Source organism: Bradyrhizobium sp. 41S5, assembly GCF_011516665.3.
Taxonomy (GTDB): domain Bacteria; phylum Pseudomonadota; class Alphaproteobacteria; order Rhizobiales; family Xanthobacteraceae; genus Bradyrhizobium; species Bradyrhizobium quebecense.
The window spans coordinates 2,468,754-2,483,108 of sequence record NZ_CP083721.1; the positions used below are offsets into that span (position 1 = coordinate 2,468,754).

Annotated in this window: 10 protein-coding genes; 6 read left to right on the forward strand and 4 right to left on the reverse strand. The window is 65.1% G+C overall.

What is annotated here, in order from left to right:
* Both HAP47_RS11580 and HAP47_RS11585 read left to right on the forward strand, forming a co-directional pair.
* On the forward strand, positions 1 to 1,545 hold the full coding sequence (locus HAP47_RS11580) for a SpoVR family protein (protein WP_173638132.1): 1,545 nt from the start codon (positions 1 to 3) through the stop codon (positions 1,543 to 1,545).
* Between the two features lie 258 nt (positions 1,546 to 1,803).
* A complete protein-coding gene (locus tag HAP47_RS11585; protein WP_173638131.1) occupies positions 1,804 to 2,994 on the forward strand; it encodes an ABC transporter substrate-binding protein in 1,191 nt (396 codons plus the stop codon).
* A gap of 96 nt (positions 2,995 to 3,090) precedes the next feature.
* Here the strand turns inward: HAP47_RS11585 and HAP47_RS11590 are convergent, their stop codons facing one another.
* The 4 genes from HAP47_RS11590 to HAP47_RS11605 form a co-directional block, all read right to left on the reverse strand.
* Positions 3,091 to 4,146, reverse strand: coding sequence for a 2-oxoacid:ferredoxin oxidoreductase subunit beta (locus HAP47_RS11590; RefSeq protein ID WP_173638130.1), 1,056 nt, complete (start codon positions 4,144 to 4,146; stop codon positions 3,091 to 3,093).
* Positions 4,143 to 5,990 (reverse strand): 2-oxoacid:acceptor oxidoreductase subunit alpha, encoded by a 1,848-nt coding sequence (locus HAP47_RS11595; protein ID WP_173638129.1) that lies wholly within the window; start codon positions 5,988 to 5,990, stop codon positions 4,143 to 4,145. Before HAP47_RS11595 ends, HAP47_RS11590 begins: the two co-directional genes overlap by 4 nt.
* Entirely contained in the window at positions 5,960 to 7,759 is a 1,800-nt protein-coding gene (locus tag HAP47_RS11600; RefSeq protein ID WP_173638128.1) for an FAD-dependent oxidoreductase, read from the reverse strand. The genes HAP47_RS11595 and HAP47_RS11600 overlap by 31 nt, the downstream gene beginning before the upstream one ends.
* 319 nt (positions 7,760 to 8,078) lie before the next feature.
* Positions 8,079 to 8,750: a DUF4286 family protein gene (locus tag HAP47_RS11605; protein WP_173638127.1), complete on the reverse strand. Its 672-nt coding sequence runs from the start codon at positions 8,748 to 8,750 to the stop codon at positions 8,079 to 8,081.
* A gap of 195 nt (positions 8,751 to 8,945) precedes the next feature.
* Between HAP47_RS11605 and HAP47_RS11610 the strand changes: the two genes are divergently transcribed.
* From HAP47_RS11610 to HAP47_RS11625, 4 genes are all read left to right on the forward strand, one after another.
* Positions 8,946 to 11,252 carry a caspase family protein gene (locus HAP47_RS11610; protein ID WP_173638126.1) on the forward strand — a complete coding sequence of 769 codons (2,307 nt, stop codon included), beginning with the start codon at positions 8,946 to 8,948 and terminating at the stop codon, positions 11,250 to 11,252.
* A gap of 35 nt (positions 11,253 to 11,287) precedes the next feature.
* On the forward strand, positions 11,288 to 12,832 hold the full coding sequence (locus tag HAP47_RS11615; protein WP_371821758.1) for a DUF1800 domain-containing protein: 1,545 nt from the start codon (positions 11,288 to 11,290) through the stop codon (positions 12,830 to 12,832).
* A 15-nt stretch (positions 12,833 to 12,847) separates the two neighbouring features.
* Positions 12,848 to 14,041, forward strand: coding sequence for a DUF1501 domain-containing protein (locus tag HAP47_RS11620; RefSeq protein ID WP_173638125.1), 1,194 nt, complete (start codon positions 12,848 to 12,850; stop codon positions 14,039 to 14,041).
* Between the two features lie 122 nt (positions 14,042 to 14,163).
* Complete coding sequence (locus HAP47_RS11625) at positions 14,164 to 14,355, forward strand: hypothetical protein (protein WP_173638124.1); 192 nt, start codon at positions 14,164 to 14,166, stop codon at positions 14,353 to 14,355.

Genomic DNA, 14,355 nt, shown 5'->3' on the forward strand with positions numbered 1-14,355 from the left:
ATGGGGTCTTCCGGCGAACGGCTGTTCGAGGGCGCCGACTGGGATTTCCAGACGCTGCAGCGGATTCATGATGCCTGCGAGGAGGTCGCGCGCAAAGAGCTCGGCCTCGACGTCTATCCCAACCAGATCGAGGTGATTACCGCCGAGCAGATGCTCGACGCCTATTCGTCCGTCGGCATGCCGCTGTTCTACAAGCACTGGTCGTTCGGCAAGCAGTTCGCGTTCCAGGAAGCGTCCTATCGCAAGGGCCTGATGGGCCTCGCCTATGAGATCGTGATCAACTCCTCGCCGTGCATCTCCTATCTGATGGAGGAGAACACGGCGACGATGCAGACGCTGGTGATCGCGCACGCGGCGTTCGGGCACAATCACTTCTTCAAGAACAACTATCTGTTCAAGCAGTGGACCGATGCCGACGGCATCCTCGATTATCTCGAATTCGCCAAGGGCTACATCGCGGCCTGCGAGGATCGCCATGGCCGCGAGACGGTGGAGCGGACGCTCGATGCCGCGCATGCGCTGATGTCGCATGGCGTCGACCGCTATCCCGGGAAGAAGACGCTCGACTTGCGTGCCGAGGAGAAGCGCGCCGGCGAGCGCCGGCAGCACGAGGAAGCCGTGTTCAACGATCTGTGGCGGACGGTGCCGAACACCAAGGCCAAGAGCAAGGCTACGCTCAGCGCCGAACGACGCCGCGCGCTGCTCGGCCTGCCGCAGGAGAACATCCTCTACTTCCTCGAGAAGACCGCGCCGCGCCTGCAAGGCTGGCAGCGCGAGCTCATTCGCATCGTGCGTCACATCGCGCAGTACTTCTACCCGCAGGGCCAGACCAAGGTGATGAACGAAGGCACCGCGACCTACGTCCATTACCGCATCATGAACCGGCTGCATCAGCAGGGCCGGATCACCGACGGCAATTTCCTCGAATTCCTGCAGTCGCACACCAATGTGGTGTTTCAGCCCGAGTTCGACGATCGCCGCTATTCCGGATTCAATCCATACGCGCTCGGCTTTGCCATGATGCAGGACATCGAGCGGATCGTGAAGACTCCGGAGGACGAGGACCGCGCCTGGTTCCCCGACATCGCCGGCAAGGGCGACGTCGAGGGCGTGCTGCGCGATATCTGGAGCAACTACCGCGACGAGAGCTTCATCAACCAGTTCCTCAGCCCGGCGCTGATCCGGCGCTTCCGCATGTTCCATCTGCACGACGACCCGTCTGAAAGCCAGGGCATCAAGGTCGATGCGATCCATGACGAGCGCGGCTACCGCCGGGTGCGCCGCGAGCTGGCGCGGCAATACGACGTCGGCTTCGTCGACGCCAATATCGAGGTCGTGGATGTCGATCTCGACGGCGACCGCCGTCTGATGCTGCGTCACACCACCGTGAAGGGCGCGCAACTCAACGAGACCGACACGCGGCGCGTGCTGCAGCATCTCGCCGATCTGTGGACCTACGACGTGGCACTCACCGAACTCGACGGCACCGACAAGGTGCTGAAGGAATACGTCGTCAGCCCGCGCGCGGCTGCGGTCGCTGCCTGAGGAGTGCGCTCACGCAGCGATCCGTGCGCGGAGACCGTCGCGCGGAATGCGAGTCTTGCTTGGTGAACCTTCGTGTCTATCGAAGGCTCGCATCATGAACATCCCGGCAACATTCCGATATTGAAAGCGCGTCATGTTCCGCGCGCGAACGTGACTGCCGGCATGCGGAAATCTCGTTGAAGTCGTCTTGGTGATTGCCTGCGCGGGCGCGATTGATAATGTGCGCCGCGTCAAGAAAACCAAGAAAAGGATACGCTCTTGTCCACTCGCTCCCGCCTGGCGGGCTTTCTCGCCTTCACCGCGCTCACAGCCTCGTCGATCTCGCCGTCCGCTGCAGCCGATTCCGCGATCAGAATAGGAAACACCGCACCCTATAGCGGCCCGGCGTCCGCCTACGGCACGATCGCACGCGCCGAAGCCGCGTATTTCCAGATGCTCAACGATCAGGGCGGCATCGGCGGCCGCAAGATTGACTTCGAAAGTCTCGACGACGCCTATTCGCCGTCGAAGACTGTCGAGCAGACCCGCAAGCTCGTCGAGCAGGACGAGGTGCTCGCGATCTTCAGCGCAGTCGGCACCGCGCCCAACATCTCGGTGCAGAAGTATCTGAACATCAAGCACGTGCCTCAGCTGTTCGTGTCCTCAGGCGCGACGCGCTGGAACGATCCGAAGCAGTTCCCGTGGACGGTCGGTTTCAATCCGACCTACGAGCTCGAAGGCCGGCTCTATGCAAAGTACATCCTTAAGACCAAGCCGGACGCGAAGATCGCCGTCATCACGCCGAACGAGGACGCCGGCAAGGACTATCTCAGGGGCTTCAAGGACGGGCTCGGCGAGCATGTCGGCCAGATCGTTGCGGAGACCACGTACCTCACGACCGATCCGACCATCGATTCCCAGATGGTGACGATGCGCGAGTCCGGTGCCGACGTGTTCTTCGCCGAGGCGACGCCGAAATTTGCGGCGCAGGCGCTGCGCAAGGCGGCGAGCATGGGGTGGAAGCCGCTCACGATCCTGCCGACCGTCTCCAACTCGGTCTCTGCGGTGCTTGAGCCGGCGGGGCTCGAGAACGTCGTCGGTGTCGTGACCGGGCTCTATCTGAAGGACCCGACCGATCCGCGCTGGGCCGACGATCCGGCGCAGAAGGAGTTCTCCGCCTGGATGAAGAAGTATCAGCCGAATGCGAGCCCGGGCGATCTCTTCAACGTGCAGGGTTACACCGTCGCGCAGGTCATGACGGCGGTGCTGAAGAACTGCAACGGCGATTACAGCCGCGACAATATCATCAAGCAGGCGACCAATCTGAAGGCCCTCGAACTGCCGATGCTGCTGCCGGGCATCAAGGTGCAGACCGAGCCCGACAATGTGACGCCGATCCGCCAGATCCAGATGGCGCGGTTCGACGGCCAGTCGTGGGCGCTGTTCGGCGACGTCTTGAGCGACAAGTAGCCGTCACCACCTCCGCTGTCGTCCCTGCTTTCGCAGGGACGACAGCGGGTTTGTTGCACATCCCTGCCACGCCATCGTGACGGCTGGGATGAGTGCTCAGCGCAGGCTGGCGTTGATCTTGTCCAGCACGGCCGAGCCGGGGCAGAGCGCCTGTTCGTCCAGCGTGTTGAGCGGCGTCTCGACGGTGTCGAGATGGGTGTGCAGATCCTCGGCATCCGGATCGACGTAAAGGAGCCCGGTGACGATCTGGCCCTTGGCCGCGTGCTTCTGCAGGAAGGTCTGTGCTCCGAGCCGATCATGCGGATCGTAGTCGGCGTCGAGCTTGCGCAGCGCGAGCCGCGTGCCGTCATGCTGCTCGACCACCTGAACGGTGCCGGGCGCATAGTCGACGCTGATCGGATCGCGGCCGACCAGCACGTCGAGACGGTTCACCGCGTCATTGTGCTCACGGACATAGTCGAAGCTCTTGGTCGAGCCGGCGTGGTTGTTGAAGGCGATGCAGGGGCTGATCACGTCGATGAAGGACGCGCCCTTGTGCCGGATCGCGGCGGCGATCAAGGGGACCAATTGCGTCTTGTCGCCGGAGAAGCTGCGCGCCACGAAGGTGGCCCCTAACTGCAAGGCGATCGCGACCAGGTCGATCGCATTGTCGGTGTTGGTGACGCCCTTCTTGGACTTCGAGCCGCGGTCGGCGGTGGCCGAGAACTGGCCCTTGGTCAGACCGTACACGCCGTTGTTCTCGACGATGTAGGTCATGTTGACGGCGCGCCGGATCGAATGCGCGAATTGGCCGAAGCCGATCGAGGCGGAATCGCCGTCGCCGGAGACGCCGAGATAGATCAGGTCGCGGTTGGCGATGTTGGCGCCGGTCAGCACCGACGGCATGCGGCCGTGCACCGAGTTGAAGCCGTGCGAATTGCCGAGGAAATAGTCCGGGGTCTTCGACGAGCAGCCGATGCCGGAAATCTTCGCCACCCGGTGCGGCTCGATCGAGAGCTCGTAGCAGGCCTCGATGATCGAGGCGGTGATCGAATCGTGGCCGCAGCCGGCGCACAGGGTCGAGATCTTCCCCTCGTAGTCGCGATGGGTATAGCCCAGCTCGTTCTTCTTCAGGCCGGGATGATGAAACTTCGGCTTTGCAATGTAGGTCATGTCACGGCCTTGCGGAGAGGGGTCACCTTGAGATGATCCTGGTGGTCGCCGATCGCGTTGGCGATGAAGCGCGCGGTGATCGGCGTGCCGTCATAGTGCAGGATCGGCACCAGCCGCACCGGGTCGATGCCGTTCTCGTTGACGATCAGCTGACGCAGCTGTGCGTCGCGGTTCTGCTCGACCACGTAGACGAAGTCGTGATCGGCGATGAAGCTCGCGACGCTGGAGTGGAACGGGAAGGCGCGGATGCGCATGCGGTCGAGCTGATGGCCGCGGGCCTCCAGGATCCCGATCGCCTCGTCCATCGCGGGCGAGGTCGAGCCGAAATACAGCACGCCGTATTTGGTCGGCTTCGCCGCATTGGCCTGGAGCGGCCGCGGCACCATGTCCTGCGCGGTCTCGAACTTGCGCACCAGGCGCTGCATGTTGTCGGCGTAAACCGCGCCTTCCTCGGAGTAGCGCGCATAGCGGTCGCGCGAGGTGCCGCGGGTGAAGTAGGAGCCCTTGGTCGGATGCGTGCCGGGATAGGTGCGATACGGGATGCCGTCGCCGTCGACGTCGAGATAGCGGCCGAAGTCGCGGCCTTCGTCGAGCATCTCCGCAGTCATCACCTTGCCGCGGTCGTACTGCTTGGCGTCGTCCCACTTCAGCGGACGGCACAGCCGGTGGTTCATGCCGATGTCGAGATCGAGCATCAGGAAGATCGTGGTCTGCAGCCGCTCGGCGAGGTCGAAGGCGGCGGCGGCGAACTCGAACGCCTCCGCCGGATCTTCCGGGAACAGCAGCACGTGCTTGGTGTCGCCGTGCGAGGCATAGGCGCAGGCGATCACGTCGCATTGCTGGGTGCGGGTCGGCATGCCGGTCGAGGGACCGGCGCGCTGGATGTTCATGATCACGGCCGGGATCTCGGCGAAGTAGGACAGGCCGATGAACTCGGTCATCAGCGAGATGCCCGGACCCGAGGTCGCGGTGAAGGCCCGGGCGCCGTTCCAGGACGCGCCGATCACGATGCCGATCGAGGCGAGTTCGTCCTCGCCCTGCACGATGGCGTATTTCGCCTTGCCGGTCTCGGGATCGTGGCGATACTTCTTGCAGTGGCTGGTGAAGGCTTCCGCCACCGACGACGACGGCGTGATTGGATACCAGGCGCACACAGTGGCGCCGCCATAGACGGCGCCGAGCGCGGCGGCGCTGTTGCCTTCGACGAAGATGCGGTCGCCGACCTTGTCCGACTTCTTCACCCGGAGCCCGATCGGGCATTTCAGGTTCTGCAGCGCCCAGTCGCGGCCGAGATGCAGCGCATGGACGTTGGAGGAGAGCAGCTTCTCCTTGCCCTTGTACTGCTCGCCGATCAGCTGTTCGACCAGCTTGGGATCGAGGTCGAGCAGCGCGCAGAGTGCGCCGAGATAGATGATGTTCTTGAACAGCTGGCGCTGCCTGGGATCGGTGTAGGTCGAGTTGGTGATCGCGGTCAGCGGCACGCCGATGACGGTGATGTCCTCGCGGAATTTCGACGTCGGCATCGGCTTGGTCGAATCGTAAAACAGATAGCCGCCGGGCTCGATCGAGGCGACGTCCTTGTCCCAGGTCTGCGGGTTCATCGCCACCATCATGTCGACGCCGCCGCGGGCGCCGAGATGGCCGTCCTCGGTGACGCGCACTTCATACCAGGTCGGCAGGCCCTGGATGTTGGAGGGGAAGATGTTGCGCGGCGACACCGGCACGCCGTGGCGCAGAATCGAGCGCGCGAACAGTTCGTTGGCGGAGGCCGAGCCCGAACCGTTGACGTTGGCGAAGCGGACGACGAAGTCGTTTACGCTGCTGATCGGGCTTTGGACTGACATGTTGATCCCGCTTGAACCATATCGATGAGGTACTTCTGCATGTCCCAGGCGCCGGTCGGGCAGCGCTCGGCACACAGCCCGCAATGCAGGCAGACGTCTTCGTCTTTCACCATGACGCGGCCGGTCTTCAGGTCGCCGGAGACGTAGAGCGCCTGGTCGTGATGCGGCGAGGGGGCTTTCAGGCGCTGCCGCACGTCATCCTCTTCACCGTTCTCGGTGAAGGTGATGCAGTCCATCGGACAGATGTCGACGCAGGCGTCGCATTCGATGCAGAGCGGCGTGGAGAATACCGTCTGCACGTCGCAATTCAGGCAGCGCTGCGCTTCGCCGAGCGCGAGCTTGAGGTCGTAACCGAGCTCGACTTCGGCGCGAATGTCCTTCAGCGCGATTACCTTGTCGCGGTGCGGCACCTTGAAGCGCTTGTCGGCGGAGATGTCGTTGTCGTAGCTCCACTCGTGGATGCCCATCTTCTGCGAGGAGATCTGCACCTCGGGCAGCGGGCGCTCGGTGATGTCCTCGCCGGACAGCATCCGGTAGATCGACAGCGCAGCGTCATGGCCGTGCGCCACCGCCCAGATGATGTTCTTCGGCCCGAACGCCGCATCGCCGCCGAAGAACACCTTCGGATTGGTCGAGACGAACGTCTTGGGATCGACCTTCGGCATGTGCCACTTGTCGAATTCGATGCCGCAATCGGCTTCGATCCAGGGGAACGCATTCTCCTGGCCGACCGCAACGAGCACATCGTCGCAGGACACGGTCTCGTCCGGCTCGCCCGAGGGCACCAGATTGCGCCGGCCCTTGTCGTCGTATTCCGCCTTCACCTTCTGGAAGGTGACGCCAATCAGCTTGCCGGCCACATGCTTGAATGCCACCGGCACCATGTAGTTGAGGATCGGGATGTCCTCGTGGAGGGCGTCCTCCTTCTCCCACGGCGAGGCCTTCATTTCCTCGAAGCCGGAGCGGACGATCACCTTGACGCTCTCGCCGCCGAGACGGCGCGCGGTGCGGCAGCAATCCATCGCGGTGTTGCCGCCGCCGAGCACGATGACGCGGCGGCCGATCTTTTCGACGTGGCCGAACGACACGTTGGCCAGCCACTCGATGCCTATATGGATGTTGGCGGCGGCCTCCTTGCGGCCGGGAATGTCGAGCTCGCGGCCGCGCGGCGCGCCGCTTCCGACAAAGATCGCGTCGTAATTCTCGGAGAGCAGCTGCTTCAGGCTGTCGACGCGCTGGCCGCCCTTGAACTCGACGCCGAGGTTGAGGATGTAGTCTGTCTCCTCGTCGATCACGTTGTCGGGCAGGCGGAATTTTGGAATCTGGCTGCGCATCATGCCGCCGGCCTTGGGATCGCCGTCGAACACGGTGCAGTGATAGCCGAGCGGGACGAGATCGCGCGCCACGGTCAGCGAGGCGGGGCCGCCGCCGACCAGCGCGATGCGCTTGCCGTTCTTCGGCCCCGGCTTCGGCAGCCGGTGCTTGATGTCGTCCTTGAAGTCGGCGGCGACGCGCTTCAGGCGGCAGATCGCGACCGGAGTGTCTTCGACCCGGCCGCGGCGGCATGCCGGCTCGCAGGGACGGTCACAGGTGCGCCCGAGAATCCCGGGAAACACGTTGGATTTCCAATTGATCATGTAGGCGTCGCTGTAGCGCCCCTCAGCAATCAACCGGATGTACTCGGGAACGGGGGTGTGTGCGGGGCAAGCCCATTGGCAATCGACTACTTTATGAAAGTAATCCGGCGCCGAGATATCAGTCGGTTTCATTCCTACCTTTGACCCGCGCGAAAATGCCTGACCGCGCGGCCTTATTGTTGACGACGAACGCTCACATGGCGTTGTTCTGGTTTTTGAATTGGATCATAGGGTTATCTTATTAGAGCCGTTCCAGAGAAGGCAAAGGCTAAATTGTCCGATCATCAGCTTTCGCGCGGCTGATGCGCGTCTAGCGTTAATCTCGTTTGCGTTATGTGGCGGTGCAGCATGATCTGCATCGCGATACCACGCTTGTCCGAGCATGATCTCCGCGCAAGCGCTGCGCGTTGGTCGCGAGGCAAAACCGCTTCGCACTTTTCCGGACCACGCTTCAGTTGCGCGGAAGATCGCTCTTCGCGACATCCCACAACAGCCGGTAGACGCCACTGGTGACTACGAGCGGCTTCAAGGCTGCGTTGCCGGTGATGCCTGCCACGGCCGGGGGGACCGCGCCGACATCGGTGGCGTCGATCAGCACGAACCAGTCGCCGGCGCCGGGATCGCCTTTCCCGGCGTCCGGCGTCAGCGGTTTCGACAGGTCAGGGTCGTTCTCCAGCAGGTGCATCGAGATGATGCCGTCGCGCGCGGCTGGATCGAGTTGCTCCCGCAATGCAGCGCGGAGTCTGTCCGCCCCCTCGGCCGGCGGGCGCAGGCGGATGATGCCGAGGGCAGCGCCTCGGCCGACGCCGCGGCTGACCGTGATGCGCGCGACCCCGCGGATCATGTTTCGGAAGCGCGCGATGTTGGCCTTCGACCAGTCGGTCTGGTTGGCGAGCGCCTTGCGGTAGGCGGGGCTCTCAAGCACCTCGAAGGTCGCGGTCGAGTAGAGGCTGAGATATTTCGGCCTGCCGTCATGGGCGACGTAGCGGCGGGCCTCCAGGAATCCGTCGATCGCGACCCGTTCTTCGAGATGCTCGCGATCGTACCAGCGGTTGAATTCAGCTTCGTGTAAGCTGTCGATATCCATCGAGGTCAACAGCATGCCTTGTCCGGCGATTGGCATAGAGTCCTCCTTTCTTGCCTGTTTTATCTGCGCAATATCGCCTGATAGCGCGCGCCCGGGAAGCCGATTCCGGGTTGCCGGCGACCGTGCAGACCAAGGATTGCCACAATTGCCGCAATCCTGTTCAGCGCGCATTCACGGAAGTAGCCTTTCCATCCGTAACGCCAACTCTCGAGAAGAAAAGGGACGACCACTATGGCGCGCATTCTGTGGGCATTGATCGTCGGTCTGGTGTCGCTCTCGTCGCTTCCCGTCCATGCGCAGGATCAGGAAAAGCGCCTCGCGCTCGTGGTCGGCAACGGCGCCTATCAGGCCGGCGCGTTGCAGACCGCCGCAAACGATGCCGGCCTGATCGCGCAGACATTGCAGGCCGCAGGCTTCGACGTGGTCGGAGCGCGCGATCTCGATGGCGAGACGCTGCGCAAGTCGTTCCGCGATTTCGTCCAGAAAGTGCAGGACGCAGGGCCCAATGCCGTGGCCTTCGTCTATGTCGCCGGCTACGGCGTGCAACTCACCGGCGAGAACTACTTCGTGCCGGTCGACGCCAAGATTGCCCGCGACACCGACGTGCCGGTCGAGGCGATCCGCCTCTCCGACTACAGCCATCAACTCTCGGCATTGCCGATCAAGGCCGGCGTGATCGTGCTCGATGCGGCGCGCAGCAATCCCTTCGCCAAGGACGGCCCGCCGCTGGCCGGCGGCCTTGCGCTGGTCGATCCCGATCCGAAGCTCTTGATCGCCTTCAATTCGGCGCCCGGCACCGTCGCCCCTGACGGTGCGCCGCCTTACGGGCCCTACGCGCAAGCGCTGGCGGAAATGATTCGCGCCGGCGGCCTGACCTTGCCCGAGGTGTTCGACCGCGTGCGCCTCCGCGTCAACGAGATGACCAAGGGCGCCGAGATCCCGTGGAATGCCCAGAAGGTCGACGTGCCCTTCATGTTCTTCGAGCGCAAGCCGGACGCGCCGCCGCAGCAGGTCGATGCCGGACTGCGCACCAAGCCGATCCGCGATTTCCCGGCGCGCGACGCCTATGCCGCCGCGCTGGAGCGCGACACGCTGCAAGGCTACGAGGACTATCTGCAGGCCTATCCGACCGATCCGCTCGCCAGGCGCGTGCGCGCGATCGTGGCGGCGCGGCGCGAGGCCATCACCTGGCGGCGCACCTACAACGCCGATACGCCCGATGCGTATTGGTCGTATCTGCGGCGTTATCCGCGCGGCCCGCATGCATACGACGCCCGGCGCCGGCTCGCCTATCTGTCGGCCGCGCTGGAGCCGCCGCCGCAGTTCACGGCGCTCGACTACGACGTGCCGCCGCCGCCCCCCGACGAGATCGTCTATGTCGACCGCCCGGTGCTCTACTATAGCGATCCGGTATTCGACTTCGTGCCGCCCCCACCGCCGCCGGTGTTCTTCCTGCCGCCGCCGCCGCCCGACTTCGTCGTGCTGCCGCCGCCGCCGCCGCCGATCGGACTGTTCGTGCTGCCGACGCCGTTCTTCGTGGCGATGCCGGCCTATGTCGCCGCACCGGCCTACGTCGTGCCGCCGCAGAACAACATCGTGTTCAACAACATCCACAACACGACCGTGATCAACACGGTGATCAACAATCCAAACCCGACGCCGGCGCAGCTCCATGCGGCCGGGGTGACGGCGGCAATGGGCGGCGCGCCGGTCACGGCGGCGCCGCAACTGCCGGCCGCGGCGATGCAGCGCGCCAATCTGACGAGGCCGGGCGGTCCGCAAGGCGCGACGCCGGCGCAGGGTGCGGCGATGGGAGCGCCGGGCGCTGCGCCGAACGCGGCCGCCGCGCCGAACGCGATGGGTGCGCCGGGTGCGCACACTTTGCCGGGCGCCAAGAATGGACCGCCGCTGCCGCAGTCGGCGACCGCGCCGGCCAATCCCGCGCAGCAGCACGGCGCCGTGCAACCGGGCAACGTGCAGCCGGGCGGCACGCAGCCTGGGGCAAAGCCGAACGCGGTGACACCAGGCAAGCCGGCGACTGCCATGGCGCCTGCCAATGCGCAGCCGGCTCCGCCGACCAAGCCCGGCGCTGCCCCGGTGGCCAACGCGCCGGCCTCGCCCGCGACCGCCGGCAAGCCCGAGAGGCAGCAACCGCTCACGCATGCGGCGACCGCACCGACCGCGAACGTGAAGCCTGCAACAGCGCCGTCGCCGGCGACCCGCACGCCGCCAGCACGGCAGGCGCCGGCTGCGCGTTCGGCACCCGCGCATGCCGCGGTGTCGCCGGCACCGGTCTCCCGGCCTGCGCCGGCGCGGACCGCAGCTCCGGCCCGCGCGGCTCCCCCGCCGCCGCCCCGCGCCGCAGCCGTTGCGCCGCATCCGGCACCGGCTCCGCGTGCCGCGCCGCCGCCGCCACCACGGCCGGCTGTGCAGGCGCAACGCGCAGCGCCGCCGCCGCCGCGGCCGGCACCGCCGCCAAGGCCCGCAGCAGCACCCCGCGCCGCGCCGGCATGCCCTCCCGGCAAATGCAAACATTGAGGGCATGACACCATGAGCCGGGCAGGTCAGCCTACATGAGCAACACGGCCGCACTCGGAGCGCGGACAGTCGCGAAACTGATGATCGGGACGATCGCGGGGCTGGTGGCGTGCCACCAGCCGGCGCGGGCGGCCGAACTCGCAGCGCAGGACATCGCGCTGCTCGATCGCCTCACCTGGGGCGTCAGCGCCTCGAGCGCGGCGCATCTGCGCGAGATCGGCACCGAACGCTGGCTGCAGGAGCAGCTGCATCCGGCCAACACCGCACTGCCGGCCGCCGTCCAGAAGCAGATCGAGGCGATGCCGGACGTGCATCGCTTCCCGTTCGACATTGCGGCCTCGTTCGACCAGCAGGCGAAATCCGCCAACCAGGTCGTCGATCCGGAGCAGCGCAAGGCGGCGCAACAGGTCTATCAGCAGGCCATGAACGACCGCGCCAGGCAGGCCGCGGCCCGCACCATCCTGCACGCGCTCTACGCGCCCGATCAATTGCGCGAACGCCTGACCTGGTTCTGGTTCAACCACTTCAATGTCCACCAGTACAAGGCCAACATCCGCGTGCTGGTCGGCGACTACGAGGATCGCGCGATCCGCGCCAACGCGCTCGGCAAATTCCGCAACCTGCTCTCGGCAACGCTGCATCATCCCGTGATGCTGCGCTATCTCGACAATGCCGACAACGCGGCCGGCCACCTCAACGAGAACTACGCCCGCGAGATCATGGAGCTGCACACCATGGGCGTCGGCTCCGGCTACACCCAGGCCGACGTCGAGGCGCTGGCGCGGATCCTCACCGGCGTCGGCATCGACTTCAAGTCGGAGGATCCGAAGCTGAAGCTGGAACTGCAATCCCAGCTGGTCCGCGAGGGCGCGTTCGAGTTCAATCCGGCGCGCCACGATTTCGGCGACAAGACCTTCCTCGGCCATCAGATCAAGGGCCGCGGTCTCGCCGAGGTCGACGAGGCCCTCGCTATCCTCTGCCGTCATCCCGCGACCGCGACGCGCATCGCAAAGCAGCTTGCGACCTATTTCGTGTCGGACAATCCGCCGCCCGCGCTGGTGCAGCAGATGGCGCAGACCTTCCAGAAGACCGACGGCGATATCGCGGCCGTGATGTCGACGATGGTTCATGCGCCGGAATTCACCGCCAGCCTGAAGGGCGGCGCCAAGTTCAAGGACCCGATGCTCTACGTGATGTCGTCGGTGCGGCTCGCCTACGACACCAAGGTCGTCCTCAATACGCTGCCGATCCAGGGCTGGCTCAATCGCCTGTCGGAGGGCCTGTTCAATCACGAGACGCCTGACGGCTATTCGATGCTGTCGGCGGCCTGGAACGGTCCCGGGCAGATGATGCTGCGTTTCGAGATCGCGCGCGCGATCGGTTCGGGATCGGCCGGCCTGTTCAAGCCGAACGAGCCCAACGCCGTCGACCAGCCGGCGTTTCCGCTGGTGATGAACGGGCTCTACTTCAGCAACATCAGGCAGACGCTGAGCCCGACCACGCTCGCCGCGCTCGACCAGGCCGTCTCGCCGCAGGACTGGAACACGCTGTTTCTGTCGTCACCCGAGTTCATGCACTGAAAGGGAGGTTCGCAAATGAACCGCCGCGAACTGATCAAGGCCTTCGCCGCTTCCGCTTCGCTCACCCTTGCCGGCCGGGTCTGGGCCGCGCCCGCGACCGACGCGCGGCTGCTTGTGGTGTTCCTGCGCGGCGCCTACGACGCCGCCAATGTCGTCGTGCCCGTCGGCAGCGAGTTCTACTACGCCTCGCGCCCGACGCTTGCGGTCGCCCGGCCCGATGCCGGCAATCCGAATGCGGCGCTGGCGCTCGACGCCGGATGGGGGCTGCATCCAAGCTTGCGCGATTCGATCTATCCGCTGTGGGCCAAGCGAGAGATCGCGTTCGTTCCCTTTGCCGGCACCAGCGACGATCTCTCGCGCAGCCATTTCGAGACCCAGGACACGATCGAGCTCGGGCAGGCCGTCGGCGGCAGCCGCGATTACCGTTCCGGCTTCATGAGCCGGCTCGCGACCGAGCTGACGCGGGTGAAGCCGATCTCCTTCACCGACCAGCTGCCGCTGATCTTCCGCGGCCAGAACCAGATCCCGAACATTGGCATCGCCAGCGTCAGCAAGCCCGGTGTCGACGACCGGCAGGCGCGGCTGATCCGGGAGATGTATGCGAAGGGCGATCTCGCCAATTCGGTATCGGAAGGCTTTCGGGTCCGCGACGACGTCTACAAGTCGGTCTCCGAGGAGATGATGGCGGCCAACCGCGGCGCCGTGTCGCCGCGCGGCTTCGAACTGTCGGCGCGGCGGATCGGCCGGCTGATGCGCGAGCAGTTCAACCTCGGCTTCGTCGATGTCGGCGGCTGGGACACCCACGTCAACCAGGGCGCGGCGACCGGCTATCTCGCCGACCGTCTCGGCGAATTGGGCAGGGGCCTCGCCGGCTTCTCGGAAGAGATCGGCCCCGCGATGTGGCGCGACACCGTCGTGGTCGTGATCTCCGAATTCGGCCGCACCTTCCGCGAGAACGGCGACCGCGGCACCGATCATGGCCATGGCAGCGTCTATTGGGTGATGGGCGGCGGCATCAACGGCGGACGCATGGCCGGCGAGCAGGTCCAGGTCGCGCAGGCGACGCTGTTCCAGAACCGCGATTACCCTGTGCTGACCGACTACAAGGCGTTCTTCGCCGGCCTGATCCAGCACGTCTACGGCCTGCAGCAGGCGAGCCTCGAGCGCATCTTCACCGGCATCAAGCCGAAGGATCTGAACCTGGTTTAAAGGGGCACTGCCAAAATATCGAAAACAACCCCATGCAAAGGAGCCGGTTGCCGGTGTTTGGCACGGCAACTTGACACGTCGGGCAAATCAACGGCATTCTTCCATTATTCAGAAATCGTGCAGTGGCGGCCGCATGGCCGGGCGAACGAGTCCAGGTCGCGCAGGCGACGCTGTTCCAGAACGGCGACCATCCCGTGCTGACCGACTGCCGCGCGTTCTTCGCCGGGCCGATCCAGCACGGCTACGGCGTGCAGCAGGCCGGCCTTGAGCGGATCTTTGCCGGCATTGAGCCGAAGAATTTGAGTTTGGTTTAG

Coding starts and splice junctions, on each gene's coding strand:
- HAP47_RS11580 (WP_173638132.1), top strand. CDS start 1: ATGGGGTCTTCCGGCGAACGGCTGTTCGAGGGCGCCGACTGGGATTTC.
- HAP47_RS11590 (WP_173638130.1), bottom strand. CDS start 4,146: ATGACCTACATTGCAAAGCCGAAGTTTCATCATCCCGGCCTGAAGAAG.
- HAP47_RS11595 (WP_173638129.1), bottom strand. CDS start 5,990: ATGTCAGTCCAAAGCCCGATCAGCAGCGTAAACGACTTCGTCGTCCGC.
- HAP47_RS11600 (WP_173638128.1), bottom strand. CDS start 7,759: ATGAAACCGACTGATATCTCGGCGCCGGATTACTTTCATAAAGTAGTC.
- HAP47_RS11605 (WP_173638127.1), bottom strand. CDS start 8,750: ATGCCAATCGCCGGACAAGGCATGCTGTTGACCTCGATGGATATCGAC.
- HAP47_RS11610 (WP_173638126.1), top strand. CDS start 8,946: ATGGCGCGCATTCTGTGGGCATTGATCGTCGGTCTGGTGTCGCTCTCG.
- HAP47_RS11615 (WP_371821758.1), top strand. CDS start 11,288: ATGAGCAACACGGCCGCACTCGGAGCGCGGACAGTCGCGAAACTGATG.
- HAP47_RS11620 (WP_173638125.1), top strand. CDS start 12,848: ATGAACCGCCGCGAACTGATCAAGGCCTTCGCCGCTTCCGCTTCGCTC.